Here is a 23657-nt window from a genome sequence, read left to right on the forward strand (position 1 = left end):
GACGTCGCTCCGCCATGCGTCGTGTCAGGGGGTATAGGGCAGGTCGATCTCATCGCTGCAAGTGACACCTTCGGTCATCTGGCGACACAGGCGCAAGAATTCGCGCATGCCGGTGGTCAGGTACTTGTGGCGGTGCCAGATGAAGCTGAACTGGCGCTTGAGGTCGAGTTCTGGTGTGGCGATCTGTACCAAGCTGCCGCGGCGGAAGGCATCGCGCAGCGCCAGGCGCGACACGCAACCGATACCAAGCCCGGACTCCACGGCGCGCTTGATGCCTTCGGTGTGTTCGAGTTCGAGCAGGATATTGAAGCGCCCGCGGCGGTGCCGGGCGGCATGTTCCAGTGTCAGGCGCGTGCCGGAGCCCTGCTCGCGCATGATCCAGTCGGCGCGCAACAGCTGATCCATGTCCACGCTGCCGGCACTTGCCAACGGATGGCGCGGTGAGCAGAAGATCGCCAGCTCATCCTCCACCCAGGGCTGCATTACCACCTCTTCGTGCTGACAGTCGCCCTCGATCAGCCCCAGGTCGAGTTCATGCTGCACGATCCGCTCGATGATCCCGCTGGTGTTGCGCACCTGGAGCCGTACCCGGCTATCGGGATGGCGCTGCATGAAGTCGCTGATCAGCAGTGTGGCAAGGTAGTTGCCGATGGTCAGTGTCGCACCGACGTCGAGCGAGCCGATGCCGCGTTGCCCGCGCAGCAGCTCCTCGATCTCTTCGGCGCGGTCGAGCAGGGCCACCGCCTTGGGCAGCAGCTGGAAGCCGAGGGCGTTGAGCTTGAGGCGCTTGCCGATACGGTCGAGTAGTTGACAGTCGAACTGCCGCTCGAGTTCGGCAAGGGCAGTGCTGGCGGCCGATTGCGACAGCGCCAGCGCCCGGGCGGCATGCGAGACGCTTTCATGCTGGGCAACGGCCACGAAGACTTCAAGTTGGCGCAGGGTATAACGCATAACGACTCCGATCCATATCTGCTTAATGAATATATCTTATCCATAATAGTCATTTTACAGATAAGGGCGAGGCTCTTAGAATGAGTGACAACCTATAGCGGTGGCGTTATTCGATATTGAAATAGATAGCGCATTGACAGCGGATCGGAAGTATCGAGACCGCCATCCACATGATGTGTCTTTTAAGGAGCCGGTCGTGAGCAAATTCGCCCTTGAAGAGGTTCTTAGCGTCCACCATTGGAACGACACGCTGTTCAGTTTCCGCACTACGCGTGAACGCAGCTTGCGCTTCAAGAATGGCCAGTTCGTGATGATCGGCCTGGAAGTGGCGGGCAAGCCGCTGATGCGTGCCTACTCCATCGCCAGTCCCAACTACGAGGATCACCTCGAATTCTTCAGCATCAAAGTGCCGGATGGCCCGTTGACGTCACGCCTGCAGCACCTTCAAGTGGGCGATCAGATCATGGTCAGCCGTAAGCCCACCGGAACACTGGTCACCGATGATCTGCTGCCGGGGCGCAATCTCTATATGCTCTCCACCGGTACTGGGCTCGCGCCATTCATGAGTCTGATCCAGGACCCCGAAGTCTACGAGCGCTTCGAGAAGGTCGTGTTGATCCATGGGGTACGTAGCGTCAGCGAACTCGCCTACGCCGATTTCGTCACCAAGGAGCTGCCAGCACACGAATATCTTGGCGAGGAGATTGCCGAGAAGCTGGTCTACTACCCCACGGTGACTCGCGAGGAGTTCCACACCATGGGCCGCCTTACCGACCATATCCGTAGTGGCAAGCTTTTCGAGGATACCGGCCTGCCGGCGCTGGACCCCAAGCAGGATCGTGCCATGATCTGTGGCAGCCCGGCGATGTTGGATGAGACCAGTGGCCTGCTTGACGATCTTGGCTTCAAGATCTCGCCACGGATGGGCGAGCCTGGCGACTATGTGATCGAGCGCGCCTTCGTGGAAAAATAGCCAGGCAGACGTTTTTGCAGTGTCTAGTCCTAGAATAAGTTGACACCTCTTTGTGCCACAGCGCCCGATGCACTGCATCGGGCGTTTTGTATTTCAGGGCCAGATGAGGCTGGTCCCGGTTGTAGCTCTCGATCGATTCGTCGACTATTACGCGTGCCTGATCCAGGTTCCTGGGACGCAACAGCAGGAACTCCGTTTCAAAATACCGTTTACTCGCTCCGCCAGGGCATTCTGGTAACAATCATAGTCAAACTCTCATGCACATGGTGCCCGACGATCTTGCGCGAGTAGGCGTTATCATTCATCAAGCTCACATAGCTCATGCCCGAGGGCGTCGGTAAGTAAGTGATATCCGCCACCCTTGGGGCGACTGGCCACCACTTGCCCAAGACCACATTTGAGCAGCTTGGGATGACGCCGGAAGCGATGATGACTGAAAGTGCTTTGTGGTAGGCCCGGGGTCGAGGGATCAATAGGCGGTGCCCGCAATTGAGCGGCCTTGAATACCGTAACGGGCCTGAGCCTGTTTATAGGTCAGTTCGCCGCTTTCTATCTGATCTACGACCGACTGTTTAAAACCAGAGTGTAATCTTGCTGGGTCCGTCGTTTAGCTCGTTGATCCATCACGTTCTCCCAAAAGGCAGGTCGGAACGTGTCAACTCTATTCAAGACGGGTCACAGACAAGGAAAAGGCCCGCATGGCGGGCCTTTTTTCATGGCAGCTGGCACCATCATGCAGTGGCGCGTCAGACCGCATCCTTGCCGGTTTCGCCGGTACGAATACGAATGACCTGCTCCAGTGGCGAGATGAAGATCTTGCCGTCGCCGATCTTCCCGGTATTGGCGACCCGCGTAATCGCATCGATCACCTTCTCGACCATGTCATCGTCAACCGCGACCTCGAGCTTCACCTTGGGGAGGAAGTCGACCACATATTCCGCGCCACGGTAGAGCTCGGTATGGCCTTTCTGGCGCCCGAAACCCTTGACCTCTGTGACGGTAATGCCCTGAACGCCGATCTCGGAAAGGGATTCCCGAACGTCGTCGAGCTTGAACGGCTTGATGATGGCAGTCACCAGTTTCATGATCTTTCTCCTCGCATCCTGTTGACGGGGGAAGCCCCGATTCCTGCGGCGTTGGCTAGCAAGCATACACCGCTTGATGGGAGATTAAAAAAGGCCCCCCGAAGGGGGCCAGGGGAGCACGCCAGCTCACTCGGTCTATCGCGATTACTTCTTTGCGACGTTGAACTCGGGGTAGGCCTCCAGACCGCACTCGGCCAAGTCGACCCCTTCATACTCTTCCTCTTCGCTGACCCGGATACCCATCACCGCCTTGATAATCAGCCAGACAACCAAGCTAGCGATGAAGACCCAAGCGAAGATGCCAATGATGCCGATGATCTGGGCGCCGAAGGAAGCATCGCCATTGCTCATCGGTACCACCATGACGCCCCAGATACCGACCACGCCGTGAACCGAAATGGCACCGACCGGATCGTCCAGTTTCAGCTTGTCCAGGGTCACGATCGAGAACACCACGATCAGACCACCAATGGCACCGATGATGACTGCGCCCAAGGCGGTAGGGGCCAGCGGTTCAGCAGTGATCGCGACCAGACCGGCAAGGGCACCGTTCAGGGCCATGGTCAGGTCAGCCTTGCGGAACCACAGCTTGGCGAGGATCAGGGCGGTAATCACGCCACCGGCGGCGGCGGCATTGGTATTGACGAATACCTGAGCCACGTTGTTGGCCGAGATACCATCGGAGAGCTTCAGCTCCGAACCGCCGTTGAAGCCGAACCAGCCCATCCACAGGATGAAGGTACCCAGGGTGGCCAGTGGCAGATTGGCGCCGGGGATGGCGTAGATGGCGCCATCCTTGCCGTACTTGCCCTTGCGCGGACCCAGTACCAGGACCCCGGCCAGGGCGGCAGCAGCGCCTGCCATGTGAACGATACCGGAACCTGCGTAGTCGGAATAACCGAGGCTATCCAGCCAACCTTCGCCCCAGGTCCAGTAGCCGGAAATCGGATAGATGAAACCGGTCATCACCACGGCGAAGGCCAGGAACGACCATAGTTTCATGCGTTCGGCCACGGCACCGGAGACGATCGACATGGCGGTCGCCACGAACACGACCTGGAAGAAGAAGTCGGAACGCATGGAGTAGTAGGGTGCGTCCTCACCGCCGGCAGTGATGGCGTCCAAGGTATTCTCATCACCGATCAAGAAGCCCAGGTTAGGCAGGAAGCCGCCGCCGGGACTAGAGTACATGAGGTAGTAGCCGACCAGCAGATACATGGTACAGGCGATGGCAAACAGCGCGATGTTCTTGGTGAGGATTTCAGCGGTATTTTTCGAACGCACCATGCCGGCCTCGAGCATCGAGAAGCCGGCGGCCATCCACATCACCAGTACACCGCATATCAGAAAGTAAAAAGTGTCGAGCGCGTAAGTCAGCTCTGTGAATTCTTCCATTATGTTCTCCTGAGCCCGCGTTATTTCTAAGTGTTCGCGTTGGCATTTCTTATTGCTTGACGACCCTGTGTACCCTATTCGCTATCCGGGATTAGACGGCATCGCCGCCGCGTTCGCCGGTGCGAATCCTGATCACATCTTCGAGTGGGGTGACGAACAACTTGCCATCACCGATCTTGCCACTGTTGGCCGCCGTGCGGATGGCGTCCAGCACACTCTCCAGGCGGCTGTCATCGACGGCCACCTCGACCTTTACCTTGGGCAGGAAGTCGACGACATATTCCGCTCCACGGTAGAGTTCGGTGTGGCCCTTCTGGCGGCCGAAGCCCTTGACCTCGGTGACGGTAATACCCTGGACGCCATTGTCAGCCAGTGCCTCACGTACGTCATCGAGCTTGAATGGCTTTATAATGGCAGTAACGAGTTTCATCCCGTATCTCCATGTTTTTAAATAGATGGCGTGCGAATAGGCTTGCGCCTGATTGGTACATAGCGTGAAACGTGCCATTGTTTTTATCTTCCCTAATAAAACAGTGGGTTAATCTTTTTGCTGCATTGCAAAAGGTGTAAACCATGTTATTGAAGCTGGGCTTGTGCACATCAATGGTGCGACGAATATTGCTGGCGCTCCATAGCGGCGCATACGCGTTCGGGTGAGCTTGCGTATGCTGTACTAGAAGGATTTACGGACGACAGGAGATTGCCATGAGCAGGAACGACTTTATCAGCCGCTTTGCCCAACAACTGGGCGAACGCCTGCAGGACGCTTCGCATGCGCCTGAAGAGCTACAGAAAAGCATGCAGCATCTCGTACGAGGTGCGGTGGACCGGCTAGAACTCGTATCGCGCGAGGATTTCGATATCCTGATGGAGGTGCTGCAGCGTACCCGCAGACGCGTCGAGGCGCTGGAGCGCCAGGTGACGGCACTGGAAGCCTCTCTTGCCGAGCGCGATGCCGGCGCTTCGGTCAGCAAGACGCTTCCCGGGGCAATGCAAGAGGACCACGACCCTGCGGAGGATGCCGGGGCGGGAGAAGCGTCCCGCTGACACTTGCCGTCCTCGCCTAATCACGGCATAAACGATGATTTAGCATAGCGAGGGCGAGCGGATGACCTTGGCCATCATCAATACCCGGGCGGGTGTAGGCCTCGAGGCGCCCAACGTGGCGGTCGAGGTGCATCTGGCCAACGGGCTGCCGGGGTTGACCCTGGTCGGCCTGCCCGAGACGGCGGTGAAGGAGAGCCGCGAACGGGTGCGCAGCGCCCTGGTCAATGCTGGTTTCGAATTTCCCAATACCCGCCGCATCACCCTCAATCTGGCTCCCGCCGACCTGCCCAAGGAGGGCGGGCGGTTCGACTTGCCGATCGCGCTGGGCATTCTGGTGGCCTCGGGTCAGATCCCCGGCGTGGCGCTCGCGCAGGTCGAGTGCCTGGGTGAGCTCGCCCTCGATGGCAAGCTGCGTCAGGTGCCGGGGGTATTGCCGATGGCACTGGCGACACGGCGCGCCGGTCGGCGCCTGATCGTACCCCGTGGCAACGCCGATGAAGCCGCTCTGGCCGGCGGCCTTGAGGTGCTCCCCGCCGAGCATCTACTCGATGTCGTGGCTCACCTGCTGGGGCAGACACCGATCGTGCCCCACCGCCTGGCCGAGCCCCCCACGCTGCTGGATACTCACATGGACCTTGGCGAGGTGCGGGGCCAGCATCAGGCGCGTCGAGCGCTGGAGGTCGCCGCTGCAGGCGGGCACAACCTGCTGTTTGCCGGCCCTCCCGGCACCGGCAAGACCATGCTGGCTAGCCGTCTGCCGGGCATCCTGCCTCCGCTGACCGACGATGAAGCCCTGCAGGTCGCAGCAATCCGCTCGGTGAGCGGTCTGCCGCTGCGCGAGGATTGGGGGCGCCGGCCGTTTCGCTCCCCCCACCATACCGCCAGCGCGGTAGCCCTGGTCGGGGGTGGCTCCAGGCCGCGCCCCGGCGAGATCTCGTTGGCCCACCATGGCGTGCTATTCCTCGACGAGCTGCCCGAATTCAGCCGCAGCGTGCTGGAGGTGATGCGTGAGCCCATGGAGTCGGGAACGATCTCCATCTCCCGGGCCAACCATCAGCGGCGTTATCCGGCGCGCTTCCAGCTCGTGGCGGCAATGAATCCTTGTCCCTGCGGCCACCTTGGCGATCCGCGCAAGCGCTGCAGCTGCTCTCCGGCGCAGATCCAGCGCTACCAGGCGCGGCTCTCGGGGCCACTGCTCGACCGTATTGACCTGCAGGTGGAAGTGCCGGCGCTGCCGCCTGAGCAGCTCACCTCACAGCAGGCCGGTGAAAGCTCTTCGGTAGTGCGTGAGCGGGTGCTGGCGGCGCGGGCAATACAGGCCCGGCGCGGTGCTCTTAACGCTCATCTGCCGGGGCGGGAACTGGAAAGTGCCTGTGCTCTAGACTCCGCCACCCGAACCTGGCTGGCCAGCGTGCTGGAGCGTCTGAACCTCTCGGCGCGCGCCTACCATCGTGTGCTTCGGGTGGCACTCACGCTTGCCGACCTGGCCGGCGAAGCTCAGCCCGGGCGGGCGCATCTGATGGAAGCGATCGGCTATCGCCAGCTCGATCGCATGCTCAAGTCGGCATAGCAGGCCGCGGCGGCTACAGCGCAGTGACATCGAGCGCACCCTGAAGGTGCGCCTCCCACTGCACCAGGGGCTCGCCGGGACGGCGTAACGTCACCGTCAGCTGGTAGGGCAGCAGCTCACGATCGGTCAGTCTGAGCAACGGGCCGTCGGCAACGAGCTGCGACTCGAGCAGCCACTGATTGTCCAGCATTCCCGTTTCTCCCATCTCCGGTGTCCAATTGAGCACCTGGGGGCTGTCGGGCTGGGCGAGCAGGGAGCGTGTGAAGCTTTCGCTGAAACGCTGACCATCGATGTGCAGACGCGCCTCGATCTCCGGCTCGGCCAGCAGCAGTACGATATCCGCCGTAGGCCGCTGCCATACCGGCTGCTCGAGCAGCCTGGCACTGGCGCGCTCGCTGAGTCCGAACAGGGCCTGGCGCAGCGTGGCGGGGCGCTCCGGCGCGCCGGCACAGGCCGCGAGCAGCAGGCAGAGCATCACCACGGCAGCAGCTCTTAGAAGCGTCATGAGGCAGAGCGCTCCTTGACGCCCGCCTGGGCGGCATGGGTGACCTGTATCCCAAGCAGGTAGTTCTCCAGTTCGAGAAATAGTGCCTGGCGAATCTCCTCGGCCTCGTTGACCAGATGGTGGCGGGCGGTGGGGTGACGGTAGATATGGGCATTGGGAAACTTGCGCCCCAGCACCTCGAGGTTCCAGGCCCAATCAACGGTCAGGTCCTGCTCGCCCTGCAGGATCAGGATAGGCAGCTCACTTGTGGGCAGTGCCATCAGGCGTGGCATCCAGCGGCGCATGGCGCCGACCCAGGTCAACGTCAGATGCTCGGACTGCAGGGGATCCTTCTCGCGCAGAAAGAGGCTGAACTCATCGTCCGACGAGTTGACGCGGTACTTTCTCGGCAGGGTGCGGATGAAGGGGCGTGCCAGCAGGTGCAACCAGCTGGAGCGCGGCCAACCGCTGGGCCGCACCAGAGGTGCCAGCAGGGCAAGTCCTGCCCAGCGTGTCTCCTCGCCATGACCCAACGCATCCGTCGCTAGGATGGCCGCCCCGGTGCTCTGACCGATTCCCACCCAGGGGTGCGGCGTCACCCCCTGCCGCGAGAGGGCCTCCTTCAGGGCTTCCAGGCAGGTCCCGTAATCGTCGAAGTCGTTGATCGAGGCGCGCGCCCCGCTGGAGAGCCCATGCCCCGGGAGATCCCACAGCACCACGTTCCAGCCCTGGCACAACAGCAGTTCGAGCAGATGGCGATAGAGGCCCAGATGGTCGAAATATCCATGCACCACGAAGGCGGTACCGCGTGGCGAGGCGGGGCACCACACCTGGGTCCAAAGGCGGAATTCGGGGGTTTCGACAAAACCGGCATGCAGCGTCACCTGCTCGCAGAGCAGTGGCGCGAGTCGATAGTGGTCGAGATAATGACCGAGGTGTTCCGTCCATGGCTCGGTGCCGGACCTGGAGACAGGTTCCACTGGCCCGAGGGTGTGCAGCGACGCAAAAGCGGTCATCGATCCCTCCCTCATCATGTCTCCATGCTAGCGCTCACTGTGTTTGCAGACCATGTTTCTGAGACGGCCTTCATCATTTGGTCGAGTCGTGAAGACCCGCTCGTTTTTTTCCATTAGTATGTGGAAGCTATTTCCACAAAATTCCATCGTTGCGAGTCCGCAACGATTCGATCGCCTTCAGGGCGGTCAGCGCATCAGGAGACTCCCATGACAGAACGTGTCAACCGTCACCGCCTGCAGGTGGCCACCGAGCTCGATCGCTTCATCAACGACCAGGCGCTGCCTGGCACCGGCATCGATGCGCAGGCCTTCTGGGAGGGCGTGGACGCACTGTTCCACGATTTGACCCCGAAAAACCGGGAATTGCTCGCCGAGCGCGATCGCCTCCAGCAGGAGCTGGACAACTGGCACCGTCAGCACCAGGGGCCGGTGCACGACATGCCTGCCTATCGCGATCTTCTCAAGCAGATCGGCTACCTCGTCGACGCGCCGCAAAAGGTGAGCGCCACCACCTCCAATGTCGACCCCGAAGTGGCCGAGATCGCCGGTCCGCAGCTGGTGGTGCCGGTGAGCAATGCGCGCTATGCGCTAAATGCCGCCAATGCCCGCTGGGGCAGCCTCTATGATGCGCTCTACGGCACCGATGCCATCAGCGAGGCGGATGGCGCCGAGAAAGGCGTGGGCTACAACCCTACGCGAGGCGCCAAGGTCATTCAGCGCGCGCGTGAGGTGCTCGATAGTGCAGCACCGCTGGAGAGCGGCTCGCACCGCGATGCAGCCAACTACGCGCTGCGTGACGGCAAGCTGGTGGTGACCCTGGATGGTGGCAGCGAGACCGGCCTGAAGCAGCCGGAAAAGCTGGCCGGCTATCAGGGGGACCTGGACTCGCCCAAGGCGATCCTGCTCACCAACCATGGCCTGCATTTGGAGATCCAGTTCGACCGCACCCATCCGATCGGCAAGACCGATCCGGCCGGCGTCAAGGATCTGCTGGTTGAGTCCGCGTTGACCGCCATCATGGATTGCGAGGATTCCGTTGCCGCCGTCGATGCCGAGGACAAAGTGTGCGTCTACGGTAACTGGCTTGGCCTGATGCGTGGCGACCTGGAGGAGCAGGTCGAGAAGAACGAAAAGGTGATCACGCGGCGTCTGCATGCCGATCGCGATTACACCACGCCGCAGGGTGGCACGCTGACCCTGCCGGGCCGTTCGCTGATGTTCGTACGCAACGTCGGCCACCTGATGACCACCCCGGCCGTGCTTGATGCCGAGGGCAATGAACTGCCCGAGGGCATCCTCGATGCGGTGATGACCGGCCTGTTGGCGTTGCATGATCTGAACAAGGGTGACGACCAGCCGCGCAACTCCCGCGCGGGCTCGGTCTACATCGTCAAGCCCAAGATGCATGGTCCCAAGGAGGTCGCCTTCGCCAATGAGCTGTTCGGCCGTGTCGAGGATATCCTGGGCATGGAGCGCGATACGCTCAAGATGGGCATCATGGACGAGGAGCGTCGCACCACCGTCAACCTCAAGGCGTGCATCAACGAGGCCACATCGCGAGTGGTGTTCATCAATACCGGCTTCCTCGACCGTACCGGCGACGAGATGCACACTGCCATGCAGGCCGGACCGATGATCCGCAAGGGCGACATGAAGGGCGCCAAGTGGATCGCCGCCTACGAGCGCAACAACGTGCTGGTCGGCCTGGCCTGCGGCCTGCGCGGCCGCGCCCAGATTGGCAAGGGCATGTGGGCGATGCCGGATCTGATGGCGGCCATGCTCGAGCAGAAGATCGGCCACCCCAAGTCCGGCGCCAATACTGCCTGGGTGCCGTCGCCGACTGCCGGCACGCTGCATGCGCTGCACTACCATGAGGTGGATGTCAGTGCCATCCAGCAAGAGCTCGAAGGCCAGGGCGACGTCGACCTGCTCGACGATCTGCTCAGCGTGCCGGTGACCGAGAGCGCCGACTGGTCCGACGAGGAGATCCAGCAGGAGCTCGACAACAACTGCCAGGGCATCCTCGGTTACGTGGTGCGCTGGGTCGAGCATGGAGTGGGCTGCTCGAAGGTACCCGACATCCATGACGTGGGGCTGATGGAGGATCGCGCCACGCTGCGTATCTCCAGCCAGCACCTGGCCAACTGGCTGCACCACGGCGTGGTCAGTGCCGAGCGAGTGCGCGAGACGCTGGAGCGCATGGCCAAGGTGGTCGACGAACAGAACGCCAAGGATTCGGGCTATACCGCCATGTCGGCGGATTTCGAAGCCTCCACGGCGTTCAAGGCAGCTTGCGATCTGGTGTTCAAGGGGCGTGAGCAGCCCGCTGGCTACACCGAGCCGCTGCTGCACCACTGGCGCGCGGTACACAAGGCGAAGTAATCCCGGCGCGAAAGTGCCCAATCCATGCCCTGCCGCGAAAGCGGCGGGGCATGTTCGTTTCTATCGCCGCCGCGTCCTCGTTGCGCTATCTTGAGGCCCAACGACCATCTTGACGCTGCGTCCGCCAGGAGAACCCATGACCGTCATGACCGCCGCCGCCATCGAGGAGTTTCTCGACGAGGTCTTTCCGCATCGCCAAGGCACCATCGAGGGCGTCGACGAGATGCGCGCCACCATGAGTCTGGCCATTGAAGACGAGCATCTGCGCCCCGGGGCCTGTGTCTCGGGTCCGAGCATGATGGGACTGGCCGATGTCTGCCTCTACGTGGCAATCCTTGCCCAGATCGGCCCCGAGCCGATGGCGGTGACCACCGACCTGAACTGCCATTTTCTGCGCCGTGCACGTGGCGATCGGGATTTGATCGCCAATGCTCGTATCATCAAGCTGGGCCGGCGGCTGGCCGTGGGCGAGGTGGAGCTGTTTTCGGCCAGCGACGAGGCGCCGGTGGCGATCGTCACGGCGACCTACGCGCTGCCCGACTCCGACTGACCCCGCCAGGCGCACCAGGCCAGCGTCAACCACCCCGCGATGAAGGATACGCCTCCCAGCGGGGTGATCATGGCGATGCCGCGAGTACCGGCGAGCGCCAGCAGATAGAGCGAGCCCGAGAAGAGCACGATGCCCAGCGCCCATAGCGACAGCACCAGGCGCTGGCCGGCGAGCGGTGTGCGGGATCGCCAGGCAAGCACAGCGAGTATCGCCAGGGTGTGCCAGAACTGATACTGCACACCGGTCTCGAAGGCGGCCAGCAGGCGCGGCGTCAGCTGGCCCTGCAGCCCATGGGCGCCGAAGGCGCCGGCCATCACTGCCGTGGCGCCGCTGATTGCCATCACTACCCACCAGACCCTGTCGCGCATTCCAACCTCCCGTACGTGGTGATCAATCGCGCATTACCGTACCCCGCAGGCCGCGAACAGGCTACAATAATGCCCCCTGAATATCGTGATTCGCTGGAGGTCGTTATGCAGATCCAGCTCAACGGCGAGGTGAGGGAGCTCGACGGCGAGGTGACGCTCCTCGAGCTCATCGAGTCCCTCGATCTTGCCGGTCGACGCATCGCCGTCGAGGTCAACGAAGAGATCGTGCCACGCAGCCAGCACGTCAGCCAGCGGCTGGCCGAGGGCGACCGCGTGGAAATCGTACACGCCATCGGCGGCGGTTGAGCGCGGGTGGCCAACGGCGGTGCTAACCGCATCGGAGAGACCATGTCTGACTTTCTACAGGACCTGCCATTGCGGGTGGCGGGTCGCGACTTTACGTCGCGCCTGCTGGTCGGTACCGGCAAGTATCGCGATTTCGACGAGACGGCAAAGGCCATCGAGGCCAGCGGTGCCGAGATCGTCACCTTCGCCGTGCGACGCACCAACCTGGGACAGAATGCCGACGAGCCCAACCTGCTCGACGTGATCTCCCCCGAGCGCTTCACACTGCTGCCCAATACCGCCGGCTGTTATACGGCCAAGGATGCGGTGCGCACCTGCAAGCTGGCCCGCGAGCTGCTCGATGGGCATCGGCTGGTCAAGCTCGAGGTGCTGGGCGACGACCATACGCTCTACCCCAACGTGGTCGAGACGCTGAAGGCCGCCGAGGAGTTGATCGACGACGGCTTCGACGTGATGGTCTACACCAGCGACGATCCGATCGTGGCCCGCGAACTCGAGCGCCTGGGCTGCTGCGCGATCATGCCGCTGGGCTCATTGATTGGCTCCGGCCACGGCATCCAGAATCCGCACAACATTCGCCTGATCGTCGAGCAGGCCCAGGTGCCGGTACTGGTCGATGCCGGTATCGGTACCGCCTCGGATGCCGCCATGGCCATGGAGCTCGGCTGCGAGGGCGTGCTGATGAACTCGGCAATCGCCCACGCGCGCCAGCCGGTACTGATGGCGGCTGCCATGAAGAAGGCCGTCGAAGCCGGGCGTGACGCCTTCCTGGCCGGGCGCATGCCGCGACGCCAGAGTGCCGAGCCCTCCTCACCCTTTGCCGGCCGCATCAACGCCTGATATTCGCTCACTGCGACGAGACCGACTGCAACGCTATGACTGATTCACGCAACGACACCCCGGACCAACAGGCACCTTTGGCAAGCGAGGAAGCGCCCCTGCATCGACGCGGCATCAAGAGCTATGTACTGCGCGCCGGACGCATGACGGTGGCTCAGACCCGCGGCTTGGAGGAGGTGTGGCCACGCATGGGCCTGACCCTGGCGGCGGGCCGTCAGGATCTCGATGGCCTGTTCGGTCGCCAGGCACCGCGTGTAGTGGAGGTCGGTTTCGGCATGGGCGCCTCGCTGATCGAGCAGGCCGAGCGCCATCCGGAGCGGGACTTCATCGGTATCGAGGTTCACGCGCCAGGGGTCGGCAAGCTGCTCGACGAGGCCGACAAGCGTGGCCTTTCCAACCTGCACGTCTATCGTGAGGATGCGCTGCGCGTCCTTGATGAGTGCATCCCCGAGGCGAGCCTCGATACCCTGCAGCTCTTCTTTCCGGATCCGTGGCCGAAGAAGAAACACCAGAAGCGTCGCATCCTGCAACCGGCCTTCGCCGAGCTGGTGCGAACCCGCCTCAAGCCCGGTGGGCTGTTCCACATGGCCACCGACTGGGAGCACTACGCCGAGCAGATGGCCGAGACCATGGCCGCCGCCCCGGGGTATCGCAACCTGGCCTCGGCGCAGACGGCACCCTTCGTGCCGCGCCCGGATTTTCGTCCCCTGACAAAATTCGAGGCTCGCGGCGAGCGGCTTGGGCATGGTGTGTGGGATCTGATCTTCGCCCGCAGCGAGTAGCTGCGGCCAAGCTGCCGACCAGTTTCTGCCGTCATTTTGAGCAAAAAAACGCCACCCAAGCGGGTGGCGGTAAGACCGTGACTAGCTAGATGAGGAGAAACCATGGCAGAAAACCTGACATTCTCTGCGATGGGTGGCGTTTGGCGACGCCACATTTTCAAGATAATAATTCTCATTCCCCGCGTCAAGCGTAACGAGAATCTTTTTTATTTAACTCACCAGTTTTAGCCATAGCGGCAGGCTCACCATCGCCAGCAGTGTCTGGCCGGTGATCAGCGCGGCCATCAATTCGGCGTCGCCGCCCATCTGGCGTGCAAGAATATAGGCCGATGTTGCTGTGGGTAGGGCGGCAAACAGCAGCGCCACATCGCGGCTGATCGGGTCGAGTCCCAGGGTCAGCGCAATGATCAGCACCAGGGCCGGCATCAGCACCAGCTTGATGGCATTGGTCACCCAGACGCCGAGGTCCAGGCACAACAGGGCGCTTGGTTTTAGTGCCACTCCCACCGCCACCAGACCCAGCGGCAGCGCGGCGCTGCCGAGCAGAGCGACGCTGCTGGCGCTCCAGCCGGGCAGGCCGATGCCGCTCACGTTGAGCGCGATACCGATCAGGCAGCCAACGATCAGTGGATTTCTCACCAGTGCCAGCAGGCTCTTGCCCAGGCTCGAGGGGCCCAGCGTACCGGCAGCGATAAAACTGATCACGCACAGCACATTGACCACCGGCACCATCAGCGCCACGGCAACCGCTGCGACCGTGGCACCGGCACTGCCATGCAGCGCACTGGCGCCGGCCACGCCGACGTAGGTATTGAAACGCAGGGCGCCCTGAAATACCGACGTGAATGCTGCGGCCTCCAGGCCTAGCCGCGTGCGAAGCGACCACAGCAGGATGCCAAACAGCAGCATGGCGCCAAGCAGGGCGAGGGCGACGCGCGCGATGGGCACCTGGGTGACATCGGCCTCGGCCAGGTTGGCAACCAGCATGGCGGGAAACAGCAGATAGTAGATAAGCCGTTCGAGCTGCGGCCAGAAGTCGCCACTGGGTAGCCGCCGCCAGCCTAAGGCGGCACCCAGCAGGATCAGTAGAAACAGCGGTCCCAGCGCACTTGCCACACCATTCATGGTGTCTCCTTTTTTATCGATACCCGTGGGCTGCGACAACCTTTCACGGATCATCTTGCAACGAACACTGATAAGCTTATCGCCATTTCCCGTTACACTGGAGTACTCCGTCGCCGCCATGTCGACTTCACTACCCTCCAAGGAGGAGGGAGCACCCCGCTCGCCCCTCCTGAACCTGCTGATCCTGGTGACGCTGGCGACCATGGTGGTGGCGCTCTGGTACCTGGCCGATTACTACCTGCGCGGCAGTAGCCAGGAGGTGACCTGGTTTCCTCCCAGTTCCTCCTGCGACTTGCACCAGGCGCCTTGCGAAGCAGCGCTAGGCCTGCAGGCGCGCCTCTCCCTGTCGCTCGAGGGGGAGCTGAGCCCCTTGGCGATACTGCCGATGGAGGTTCGTCTGAGCGGAGTACATGCCGATGCAGTCACGGTCGAGCTGGTGGGGCGTAACATGAGCATGGGCATCAACCGCTTTCCGCTGGAGGCGCTTGGTAATGGTATCTTCCGGGGAGAAGGGCAGATCGGCATCTGCACGGAGGAGAGCATGCCCTGGCGGGCCCAGGTGATCATCGAGACGCCGGCCGGGCGCAAGGGGAGCTGGTTCGATTTCGAGGTGAAAAGGAGTGCGGCATGATGGGACAGAAACGCTGGCTGGGGCTGGGAGCGGTACTGGTGGTGGGCATTGCCATCGCGTTATGGAGTTTGATGCAGCAGCGGACAGGCGCCAGTAATGGAGAGCCGCGTGGGGGCGACATTGCGCTTGCCTCCACTCAGGGTAACTTCTCCCTGGCGCAGCTCGAGGAGGATCAACTCGCGGTGCTGTTCTTTGGCTACACCTACTGCCCGGACGTCTGTCCGATGACCCTGGCGGTGGTGCGTCAGGCAATGCAGCGCATGGAGAGCGAACTCACCGAGCGGGTCGTGCCGCTGCTTGTGACTGTCGACCCTGCACGCGACAGCCTGGAGCGGCTGGAGGAGTATGTGGGCTTCTTCGGCGAATCGTTCATCGGTCTACGCGGCAGCGAGGCGCAGCTCGAAGATGTGACCGAGCGCTACGGCGTCTTCTGGCGCAAGGTCGACATGCAGGACTCCGCCATGGAGTACACCGTCGATCATAGCTCGTCGATGTATCTGGTCGACCGGCACGGCACGATCCGTCAACGAGTCCTCTACTCGCCCACGCCCCATGCGCTGATCACGGCGCTGGAGCATGAACTCGAGGCAGGGTGAGGCTCACTCGCGCGGCGCATCATCCGGCTTGATCAGTTCCTCGACCATGGCCGCGATGGCGTTGACCTGACGCCCCTGGCGGGTGTCGTGGGTCGGGCTCGGCTGCCAGGTACTCTCCTCGAAGCCCCACCAGTCCCAGCAGGCCTGTGGGTTGGGCAGGCTCGGCGCCGCCTGGGGGTAGAGTACCACCAGCCGGTTGCTCTCGGCCCACTCGTTGAGGCCGCTGTGACGCACGAAGCTCGTGTCGATCTGCTCATGGCTCATGTTGCAGCCATGCAGCGCGACCACCAGCCCGCAAGACTCCCCCGTTTCGCATGCCTGGGGAACATAGAGATAGCCCTGCTCATCGAAGGCTCGCCCTGTATGGAAGGCGCTCTGGTCGAACGACTTGAGGCTAGCCTCCGAGGCTGGCTCGGGAGCGTCGAGATCACCATATAGCCAGTTCAAGGCCTTGCCGGCGCCATCGAGATCGCAGGCCAGCAAGTGAGGGCTGCCCCCCCGCTGGCAGTCGGCCAGATCGGTGATATGGGTAAGCCCCGTGCCGCCCACTGGCCAGCCATGCGCCACATCCGATGTGTGCTCGACGCGTAACTGTTCGGGGCTTGCCAGCCACTCCCGATACTGCTCCGCCAGCAGCTCGCCAAGCTCGGGCGCTACCACCTCATCGGCTTGGCCGTGCCAAAGATAGACGCGCTGACGGGCCAGATCATCGCGATTGCCCACCAGCCCCTCGGCCAGGTAGCGGTCGTGGCGATTCAAGAGCTCGGGTACGCTGGGTAGCCCCAGGCGCGTCCCCATGCACTGACCGAGCGCTAGGCGCAGGCTGCCTTGTGCGCAACCCCAAGGGCCCGCGGCAAATGCCGCAAGCCCGCTGAAGCGCTCGGGAAAGGCGGTGGCAAGCTGGGTCGCCATGTACCCCCCCGAGGAGACCCCCATCACGCTGATGGCATCGCGATCGATAGCGAGTGACGGCAGGTCGGGCGCCTCTTGGGCCACTGCCGTGCCGCCAAGGCCGAGCGCAAGCAGCATGGCGGTGGTGCGCGCCATGCGTTTAGTCTTCAATGTCGAGCAACTCTACCTTGAAGATCAGCGTTTCGTTGGGGCCAATGGGGCCGCCGGTACCTGCCGGGCCGTAGGCGATATCGGAGGGCAGATAGATCATCCAGGCATCGCCGACGCTCATCAGCTGCAGTGCCTCCTGCCAGCCTTCGATCACCTGGTTGACCCGGAAGCTGACCGGTTCGCCACGCTGGTAGGAGCTGTCGAACACGGTGCCGTCGAGGAGCATGCCCTCGTAGTGCACCTCGACGCTGTCCTGCGGGCCGGGGCTTGCGCCGTCACCCGATTCCAGCACTTCGTACTGCAGGCCCGATTCGGTTACTTCGACCTCGTCGCGCTCGGCATTCTCGGCAAGGAACGCCTCACCCTCCGCGAGGTTGGCTGAAGCGATATGCTGGGAGGCGGCTTCTCGTTCGGCCATCGCCTGTTGCTGGAAACGGGTCAGCGCTTCCGCCATCTCCTGCTCGCTCATGGCCAGCTCGCCGTCGGCGTAGACATCCTCGATCGCCTGGGTGAAGGCCTCGATATCCAGATCGCTGACATCCTGTGCCAGGCTCTGGCCAAGGGTCACCCCCAGGCTGTAGCTGAGCTTGCCCTGCTCGCTTTCCGGCGCGGCCAGCGCAAAGGGGGCGGAAACCAGGAGAGTGCCGAATGCCGCTGCGGTCACCAGTGTTTTCATGAAACGTCCTCAGTCGATGTATACCGTTCTCGGACTCTATCAGGACGCAATGGTTTCCGCACCCGGCAGACATTGCTAACTGGGTGCAGGGCAGGCGAGTTCATCAGCGGAAGGCCATGTCTCTCAAAAACAGGGCGATCTGCGGGAACATGATCAGCAGTGCCGCCGCCAGCACCAGCATGAACACGAAGGGTGGCGTGCCGCGAATCACCTCCCAGTAGGGCCGTCGGAAGATGGCGATGGCGGTGAAGATGTCGCACCCGAAGGGTGGCGTCGCCGAGCCGATGGCCACCTGCAGTGTGATCAGGATACCCACCAGCACGGGGTCGAGTCCCGAGGCGGCAATCGCCGGGGCAAAGATCGGCGTGAGCACCAGGATTACCACGATCGGGTCGACGAACATGCAGGCCACGAAGAAGGCGATGGAGATCGCGATCAGCACGCCGACGGGGCCGGCCTCGTTGATGCCGAAGGTTTCGAGCACCGCCTGGGGGATCTGGGCAAAGGAGATGATCCACGAAAAGCCATTGCCCACGGCCACCAGGATGAAGACCACGGCGGTGATCAGCCCGGTCGACTTGGCGATGGTGTAAAACGCCGACGGCTTCATCGAGCGGAAGATCGCGAACTCCAGAATCACCGCATAGAGCACGCAGACCGCCGCAGCTTCGGTGGGGCTGAACACCCCGCCGTAGATCCCGCCGACGATGATCACCGGAAAGCCCAGCGGCCACAGCGCCTTCTGCACTGCCGAGAGGCGCTCGCCCCAGCTCGCCTTGGGTTCGGTGGGCACCTTCATTATCGTGGCGTAGAGGATGCAATAGGCCGAGAACATGAAAAGAATCAGCAGGCCGGGCCCGATGCCGGCGATGAACAGCTCGCCGATCGAGGTACCCGAGATGACCCCGTAGATGATCATGCCGATGCTTGGGGGAATCAGGAAGGCGATGTCGCTTGAGTTGATGATCAGCGCCAGCGTGAACGAGTCCTTGTAGCCCGCCTTGAGCATGCGCGGGCGCAGGGGCGAGCCGACCGCCACCACGGTGGCCTGGGTCGAGCCGGATACCGCGCCGAACAGCGTGCAGGAGGCGGCGGTGCTGACCGCGAGTCCGCCCTTGATATGCCCAACGAAGCTCATGACCATATTGATCAGCCGGCTGGCAGACTGGCCGCGGGTCATGATATCCGCCGCCAGGATGAACATCGGTACCGCGATCAGGGCATTGGGCCGAATACCGCCCATCATCTGCTGAATCAACGTCTCCATCTGGCCGGTGCCGCCAAAGGTCATGTAGAAACCTACGAAGGCGGCCGTGACCAGAGGAATCATCATCGGGAAGCCGAGCAGCAGCAGCACGATCATTATCGAAATAATGATGGTTGTCATGATTGTTCTCCTCTCAGAGTGCTCAACTTCACGCTTCCTTATCCGTGTAGCTGTCCGTGACATGGGTGGAGAGATAAACCTCGGAAGAGGTGAGATTCTTGAGGCCTGTCAGTAAATATTGAATGCCGGTAACGGAAAAGCCGACCGGAACCCATAGGTACATCCACCACACGGGAATATTCAGGGAAGGCAATACCCGGCCTCGGCCATAAATGGTCTGGATATAACCGATGGAGTAGTAGCAGAGTGCGAACATGACCATGGCGGTGAACAGTGAAATCACGATCATCAGCACGCGCCGCCCCCCCGTGGGCAGCATGTCATAAAAGGCCGACATGCGAATGTGCCGGCCATGGCGTGCCGCGTAACCGATACCGGCAAAGGTGATCATCACGATCAGGATGCGATTGACCTCCTCAGAGAAATGGAGGCTCTCACCGAATACGAAACGGCCGACGACATTGCTGACGGTATTGATTGCCATGAGAATCACGCCAAGTGCCAGAATCACGCCTTCGGCGCGGCTGATTCCAGTGTCGATCCAGCCGATGATGCCGGGCAGGGTCGAGCGGTATTGCGTTTCGGACTCTTCGTCGTACATGGGCATCTCCCTGAGACCTTCCCTACTCCTTGCTTGAGGATTACGCATAACGGCGTTGGAAAGCCAGGATTCCTTCAACGTTGATAAGAGTGGGCTCTCGGGGCGGAGGAGAGCTGCGGTAATGAAAAGAGGGTAGCCCTGCGGCTACCCTCTGATCGGCCCTGCATCGTTGTGCGGGCGCTTAGTTGGAGACGTCTTCCAGGTCCGTCTTGAACTGCTCGAGCAGCTCGGCACCGCGATCGCCGGTCATCTCGATGAAGCGCTCCTCGACCTGCGGGGCGCGCTCACGGAACGCCTGGATCTCATCCTCGTCGAGACGCGTCACGGTCACTTCATCGGAGGCTTCCTGAATCTGCTCCAGTGACTGGTCGGCAAGCCCCGAGATGTGCTCGAGAATGTGCTCGTAGGCCGCTTCCGAAGCGTCACGCACCAGCTGCTGGTCCTCCTCGTCCAGTCCTTCGAAGAAGTCCTGGTTGGCCATCATGGCAGTGGTGAACCAGCCATGACCGGTGAAGATCAGATGGGGGGAGACTTCATAGAGCCCGCCGGACTCGATCCAGAAGATCGGATTCTCCTGGCCCTGGATCACGTTGGTCTGCAGGCCGCCGTAGACTTCGCCCCACGGCAGCGGCGTGGGCGTCGCTCCGAAGGCGCGATAGGTCTCCGAAAGCAGCGGGTTGGTCATGGTGCGGATATTCTTGCCGCGCAGCTCGTCCGGGGTGCGGATCGGCTCATCAAGGGTAATGACCATCTCGCCTTCCGGATACATCTTGAGCAGCTCCAGCCCCTGTTCGGCATAGAGCTCAGGGAACGTCTCGTTGATCGCGGTGCTGGTGTTGAAGAACTCGATGACGGTCTCTTCATCGGTCGGCAGCAGGTAAGGAATAAAGAAAATCTGCGCTTCGGGGATCAGCGCGCCGGTAAAGCCGGGAGATTGGTTGACGAACTGCAGGATGCCGGCCTGGGTCTGCTCCATGATGTCATCGGATTCGCCAAGCTCGCCGAAGCGATAGACTTGTACGGTATGGTCGGAATTCTCCTCCACATACTCCTTGAACTTCATTGCGAAGACATCCTGGACATCGCCCTCGAACTCCTCATGGGCATAACGCCAAGTGTCGGAGTATACGGCCGCCGACATGCCGAGCAATAGTGCGCCAATACTGGCCGAAGTCAGTAAATTACGTACCTTCATTATTATGTTCCCCTAGCAGGTTGAACCAGCAAAAAGGTATCCATGCTGGCATTGTACTGATAAAAAATACGCACTTATGCTTTCAGGCTAGCGTGGGGATTAGTGACGGTCAAGGCGCGTTTCCAAGGTTTTCAGTGCCCAAAGATGCGTTTTTTTCTGCTTGGGTAGCCACTGTGCCAAGCGCTCGGCAAGCGTGGGATCCTGCGCTTCCAGGCAGCGAATGCCTTGCCCGGCTTCGCTCAAGCGTTGCAGCTGATAAAGGGTTTCTCGCTCGCAGAGCAGCTCGGCGCGCTTGAGTGCGGCCCGTAACTCGGCGAGCGATGCAGAGTGTTGGGCAGATGCCTTCAGTTGGCGGCGTCGCTGACGCAGCGGCTGGGTCATCTGGGTCTGCCAGCGGCGCACCTCGCCAAGCGCGACCTCGACCCCTTTGGCAGGTGTGAGGCCGTGCAGCTGCAGCCAGCAGATCCACAAAAGTTCACAGACATCGCCCCCCGCCTCATCCTGCAGATGAAGACAGGCATCAGCCACGCCTTCGCGCCCATAGAATGCAAGCGCATGCTCCCATAGCGGTCGTGCCTTGAGAGAAGCCCGCATCCTCTCGCACAATTGGGTAGAATCCATGGCGCGTCTCGCTGTCGTCCTGCCGTGCGTCAGGTCACCATCATTTTATCACTGGAGTCGGGCATGATCGCACTGCGCCAACTTTCGTTGCAACGCGGCACCCAGGCGTTGATCGAGGGAGCCGAGCTGACCCTGCATGCTGGCTACAAGGCCGGAATCGTCGGTGCCAACGGGGCCGGCAAATCGAGTCTGTTCAAGCTGTTGCTCGGCGAACTTGCCCCGGACAAGGGGCATGTCGAGATGTCGGGCGGTCAGCGCATCGCCCATATGGCCCAGGAAGTTGCCGCACTCGATCGGGCGATCGTCGACTATGTACTCGATGGCGATGCCGAACTGCGCGCCACCGAGCGGGCGCTGGTCGATGCCCGGGCGGCGGGCGACGCGCATCGCGAGGCCGAACTGCACGGGCGTATCGAGGCGCTCGATGGCTATAGCGCCCCCTCGCGCGCCGCGCAACTGCTGGTGGGGCTGGGCTTTGGCCAGGCCGACCTCGAACGCCCATTGTCGGCCTTCTCGGGGGGCTGGCGGATGCGCGTCAACCTCGCCCGCACCCTGTTCATGCCCTCCGATTTGCTGCTGCTCGACGAGCCCACCAACCACCTCGATCTCGATGCCCTTCTATGGCTCGAGCAGTGGCTCAAGCGCTATCCCGGTACGCTGCTGCTGATCTCCCATGACCGCGATTTTCTCGATGCCGTGTGTGACCACATCGTGCACTTCGATCAGCAACAGCTGACGCTCTACCGCGGCAACTATTCGCTGTTCGAGCGGGTGCGGGCCGAGAAGCTCGCCCAGCAGCAGGCCGAAGCGGCCAAGCAGCAGGCGCGGCGCGAGGAGATCGAGAGCTTCGTGGCTCGCTTCCGTGCCAAGGCCACCAAGGCGCGTCAGGCCCAGAGCCGGCTCAAGATGCTCGAGCGCATGGGAACCATTGCGCTTGCGCATGTCGACTCGCCGTTCCACTTCAGCCTCCCCTCCGCCGACAAGACCTCGCATCCATTGCTGGTGCTGGAGGACGCCCGGCTGGGCTACCCCGCCGAGGGCGCTGGCGGGGCCGAACGGGTGCAGCTCGACAACGTCAGGCTGACCCTGCTGCCGGGTAGCCGGATAGGTCTGCTCGGTCCCAACGGGGCCGGCAAGTCGACGCTGATCAAGTCGCTCACCGGTGAGCTTCCGCTGCTGGCCGGCAAGCGTGTTCCCGGCGAACACCTGGCGATTGGCTACTTCGCCCAGCACCAGCTCGAGAAGCTCGACCTGAGCAGCACACCGTTCATGCATGTCCAGCGTCTATCGCCTCGGGCCAGCGACCTGGAGATCCGTAACTTCCTGGGTGGCTTCGGTTTTCAGGGCGACGCCGTATTCGGCGAGGTGGCGCGTTTCTCGGGAGGCGAGAAGGCGCGTCTGGCGCTGGCGTTGGTCGCCTGGGAGAAGCCCAATCTGCTGCTGCTCGATGAGCCCACCAACCATCTCGATCTCGACATGCGCGAAGCGCTGACCGAGGCGCTGTCGGCGTTCGAGGGTACCGTGATCCTGGTCTCCCACGACCGCCACCTGCTGCGTGCCAGCGTCGACGAGTTCTGGCGAGTGGCCGACCACCGGGTCGAGCCCTTCGATGGCGATCTCGACGACTACCGACTATGGCTCAAGGAGCGACTCGAGGAGGAGCGGCGCGAGGCGCGCGCCGACAAGAACGAGCGCCAGGACGATGCCGTACCCCGCGACGACCGCAAGGCGCAGCGCCGTGCCGCTGCCGAACTTCGGGAAAAGCTGCGTCCGTTGAAACGCGATCGCGATCGAGCCGAGGCCGAGATGGCCAAGCTCGAGGCGTTACTGGAGGAGGTCGAGAGCGAGCTTGCCGATGTCGAGCTCTACACCGACCCGGCACGCAAGGGGACGCTGACGGCTGCGCTCGCACGTCAGGGCGAGCTCAAGGCACGACTGGAGGTCGCGGAGCAGCAGTGGTTGGCGGCCGAGGAGGCGCTGGAGCGACTCGAGGCGGAGCTGACGGACTCGTGAG

At 62.2% G+C, this 23657-nt stretch carries 25 protein-coding genes and 2 pseudogenes; 11 read left to right on the plus strand and 16 right to left on the minus strand.

Annotated elements, in window-relative coordinates; all coding sequences use genetic code 11:
• Positions 1 to 24 precede the first annotated feature (24 nt).
• Positions 25 to 951, minus strand: coding sequence for a LysR family transcriptional regulator (locus tag HJD22_RS10975; protein WP_208655213.1), 927 nt, complete (start codon positions 949 to 951; stop codon positions 25 to 27).
• A 196-nt stretch (positions 952 to 1147) separates the two neighbouring features.
• On the opposite strand from HJD22_RS10975, the gene HJD22_RS10980 reads away from it, so the two are divergent.
• Positions 1148 to 1924: a ferredoxin--NADP reductase gene (locus HJD22_RS10980; protein ID WP_208655212.1), complete on the plus strand. Its 777-nt coding sequence runs from the start codon at positions 1148 to 1150 to the stop codon at positions 1922 to 1924.
• A 61-nt stretch (positions 1925 to 1985) separates the two neighbouring features.
• Here the strand turns inward: HJD22_RS10980 and HJD22_RS10985 are convergent.
• The 5 genes and pseudogenes from HJD22_RS10985 to HJD22_RS11000 form a co-directional block, all read right to left on the minus strand.
• A pseudogene (locus HJD22_RS10985) lies at positions 1986 to 2403 on the minus strand (integrase core domain-containing protein); the annotation flags it as partial.
• A gap of 11 nt (positions 2404 to 2414) precedes the next feature.
• Positions 2415 to 2548: pseudogene (locus tag HJD22_RS17850) on the minus strand (IS3 family transposase); the annotation flags it as partial.
• A 122-nt stretch (positions 2549 to 2670) separates the two neighbouring features.
• The gene (gene glnK / locus HJD22_RS10990) at positions 2671 to 3009 is read right to left on the minus strand and encodes a P-II family nitrogen regulator (protein ID WP_208655211.1); all 339 of its coding nucleotides are present in this window, start codon (positions 3007 to 3009) and stop codon (positions 2671 to 2673) included.
• A 144-nt stretch (positions 3010 to 3153) separates the two neighbouring features.
• Positions 3154 to 4404: an ammonium transporter gene (locus tag HJD22_RS10995; RefSeq protein ID WP_208655210.1), complete on the minus strand. Its 1251-nt coding sequence runs from the start codon at positions 4402 to 4404 to the stop codon at positions 3154 to 3156.
• 91 nt (positions 4405 to 4495) lie between these two features.
• Entirely contained in the window at positions 4496 to 4834 is a 339-nt protein-coding gene (locus tag HJD22_RS11000) for a P-II family nitrogen regulator (RefSeq protein WP_208655209.1), read from the minus strand.
• Between the two features lie 275 nt (positions 4835 to 5109).
• On the opposite strand from HJD22_RS11000, the gene HJD22_RS11005 reads away from it, so the two are divergent.
• Both HJD22_RS11005 and HJD22_RS11010 read left to right on the plus strand, forming a co-directional pair.
• On the plus strand, positions 5110 to 5451 hold the full coding sequence (locus HJD22_RS11005; RefSeq protein WP_208655208.1) for an accessory factor UbiK family protein: 342 nt from the start codon (positions 5110 to 5112) through the stop codon (positions 5449 to 5451).
• A 61-nt stretch (positions 5452 to 5512) separates the two neighbouring features.
• Positions 5513 to 7021 carry a YifB family Mg chelatase-like AAA ATPase gene (locus HJD22_RS11010; protein WP_208655207.1) on the plus strand — a complete coding sequence of 503 codons (1509 nt, stop codon included), beginning with the start codon at positions 5513 to 5515 and terminating at the stop codon, positions 7019 to 7021.
• A gap of 13 nt (positions 7022 to 7034) precedes the next feature.
• Here the strand turns inward: HJD22_RS11010 and HJD22_RS11015 are convergent, their stop codons facing one another.
• Together HJD22_RS11015 and HJD22_RS11020 are read right to left on the minus strand one after the other, a co-directional pair.
• Positions 7035 to 7526, minus strand: coding sequence for a hypothetical protein (locus tag HJD22_RS11015; protein ID WP_208655206.1), 492 nt, complete (start codon positions 7524 to 7526; stop codon positions 7035 to 7037).
• A complete protein-coding gene (locus HJD22_RS11020) occupies positions 7523 to 8521 on the minus strand; it encodes an alpha/beta hydrolase (protein ID WP_208655205.1) in 999 nt (332 codons plus the stop codon). Before HJD22_RS11020 ends, HJD22_RS11015 begins: the two co-directional genes overlap by 4 nt.
• 207 nt (positions 8522 to 8728) lie before the next feature.
• Between HJD22_RS11020 and HJD22_RS11025 the strand changes: the two genes are divergently transcribed.
• Positions 8729 to 10903, plus strand: a complete 2175-nt coding sequence (locus HJD22_RS11025; protein WP_208655204.1) for a malate synthase G — start codon at positions 8729 to 8731, stop codon at positions 10901 to 10903.
• A 136-nt stretch (positions 10904 to 11039) separates the two neighbouring features.
• A complete protein-coding gene (locus tag HJD22_RS11030) occupies positions 11040 to 11453 on the plus strand; it encodes a PaaI family thioesterase (protein ID WP_208655203.1) in 414 nt (137 codons plus the stop codon).
• On the opposite strand, the gene HJD22_RS11035 is transcribed toward HJD22_RS11030, so the two are convergent.
• On the minus strand, positions 11429 to 11821 hold the full coding sequence (locus HJD22_RS11035; RefSeq protein ID WP_208655202.1) for a DUF423 domain-containing protein: 393 nt from the start codon (positions 11819 to 11821) through the stop codon (positions 11429 to 11431). The two genes, HJD22_RS11030 and HJD22_RS11035, sit on opposite strands and share 25 nt — an antisense overlap.
• 105 nt (positions 11822 to 11926) lie before the next feature.
• Here HJD22_RS11035 and thiS point away from each other — a divergent pair, with 105 nt between their 5' ends.
• From thiS to trmB, 3 genes are read left to right on the plus strand one after another with little or no spacing between them, the layout of a single operon-like run.
• Positions 11927 to 12127: a sulfur carrier protein ThiS gene (gene thiS / locus HJD22_RS11040; RefSeq protein WP_208655201.1), complete on the plus strand. Its 201-nt coding sequence runs from the start codon at positions 11927 to 11929 to the stop codon at positions 12125 to 12127.
• 42 nt (positions 12128 to 12169) lie between these two features.
• On the plus strand, positions 12170 to 12967 hold the full coding sequence (locus HJD22_RS11045) for a thiazole synthase (protein WP_208655200.1): 798 nt from the start codon (positions 12170 to 12172) through the stop codon (positions 12965 to 12967).
• Positions 12968 to 13002: 35 nt separating this feature from the next.
• Positions 13003 to 13749, plus strand: coding sequence for a tRNA (guanosine(46)-N7)-methyltransferase TrmB (trmB, locus tag HJD22_RS11050; protein ID WP_208655199.1), 747 nt, complete (start codon positions 13003 to 13005; stop codon positions 13747 to 13749).
• A gap of 210 nt (positions 13750 to 13959) precedes the next feature.
• Here trmB and HJD22_RS11055 read toward each other — a convergent pair whose 3' ends face one another.
• The gene (locus HJD22_RS11055; protein ID WP_208655198.1) at positions 13960 to 14874 is read right to left on the minus strand and encodes an AEC family transporter; all 915 of its coding nucleotides are present in this window, start codon (positions 14872 to 14874) and stop codon (positions 13960 to 13962) included.
• 118 nt (positions 14875 to 14992) lie between these two features.
• Between HJD22_RS11055 and HJD22_RS11060 the strand changes: the two genes are divergently transcribed.
• Complete coding sequence (locus HJD22_RS11060; RefSeq protein ID WP_208655197.1) at positions 14993 to 15505, plus strand: hypothetical protein; 513 nt, start codon at positions 14993 to 14995, stop codon at positions 15503 to 15505.
• Complete coding sequence (locus tag HJD22_RS11065; protein ID WP_208655196.1) at positions 15502 to 16101, plus strand: SCO family protein; 600 nt, start codon at positions 15502 to 15504, stop codon at positions 16099 to 16101. Before HJD22_RS11060 ends, HJD22_RS11065 begins: the two co-directional genes overlap by 4 nt.
• 3 nt (positions 16102 to 16104) lie before the next feature.
• Here HJD22_RS11065 and HJD22_RS11070 read toward each other — a convergent pair whose 3' ends face one another.
• The 6 genes from HJD22_RS11070 to HJD22_RS11095 form a co-directional block, all read right to left on the minus strand.
• On the minus strand, positions 16105 to 17148 hold the full coding sequence (locus HJD22_RS11070; protein WP_208655195.1) for a PHB depolymerase family esterase: 1044 nt from the start codon (positions 17146 to 17148) through the stop codon (positions 16105 to 16107).
• 4 nt (positions 17149 to 17152) lie between these two features.
• Positions 17153 to 17839 carry an FKBP-type peptidyl-prolyl cis-trans isomerase gene (locus HJD22_RS11075; protein WP_208655194.1) on the minus strand — a complete coding sequence of 229 codons (687 nt, stop codon included), beginning with the start codon at positions 17837 to 17839 and terminating at the stop codon, positions 17153 to 17155.
• Positions 17840 to 17942: 103 nt separating this feature from the next.
• On the minus strand, positions 17943 to 19226 hold the full coding sequence (locus HJD22_RS11080) for a TRAP transporter large permease (RefSeq protein WP_208655193.1): 1284 nt from the start codon (positions 19224 to 19226) through the stop codon (positions 17943 to 17945).
• Between the two features lie 28 nt (positions 19227 to 19254).
• Positions 19255 to 19827: a TRAP transporter small permease gene (locus HJD22_RS11085; RefSeq protein ID WP_208655192.1), complete on the minus strand. Its 573-nt coding sequence runs from the start codon at positions 19825 to 19827 to the stop codon at positions 19255 to 19257.
• Between the two features lie 181 nt (positions 19828 to 20008).
• Positions 20009 to 21022 carry a TRAP transporter substrate-binding protein DctP gene (gene dctP / locus HJD22_RS11090; protein ID WP_208655191.1) on the minus strand — a complete coding sequence of 338 codons (1014 nt, stop codon included), beginning with the start codon at positions 21020 to 21022 and terminating at the stop codon, positions 20009 to 20011.
• A gap of 99 nt (positions 21023 to 21121) precedes the next feature.
• Positions 21122 to 21643 carry a TIGR02444 family protein gene (locus HJD22_RS11095; protein WP_208655190.1) on the minus strand — a complete coding sequence of 174 codons (522 nt, stop codon included), beginning with the start codon at positions 21641 to 21643 and terminating at the stop codon, positions 21122 to 21124.
• A 63-nt stretch (positions 21644 to 21706) separates the two neighbouring features.
• Between HJD22_RS11095 and HJD22_RS11100 the strand changes: the two genes are divergently transcribed.
• On the plus strand, positions 21707 to 23656 hold the full coding sequence (locus HJD22_RS11100; protein ID WP_208655189.1) for an ATP-binding cassette domain-containing protein: 1950 nt from the start codon (positions 21707 to 21709) through the stop codon (positions 23654 to 23656).
• The last annotated feature ends 1 nt before the right edge of the window (position 23657 follow it).

Origin of the sequence: Halomonas sp. TA22, from assembly GCF_013009075.1 — a bacterium.
In the GTDB taxonomy this organism is placed as follows: Bacteria; Pseudomonadota; Gammaproteobacteria; order Pseudomonadales; family Halomonadaceae; genus TA22.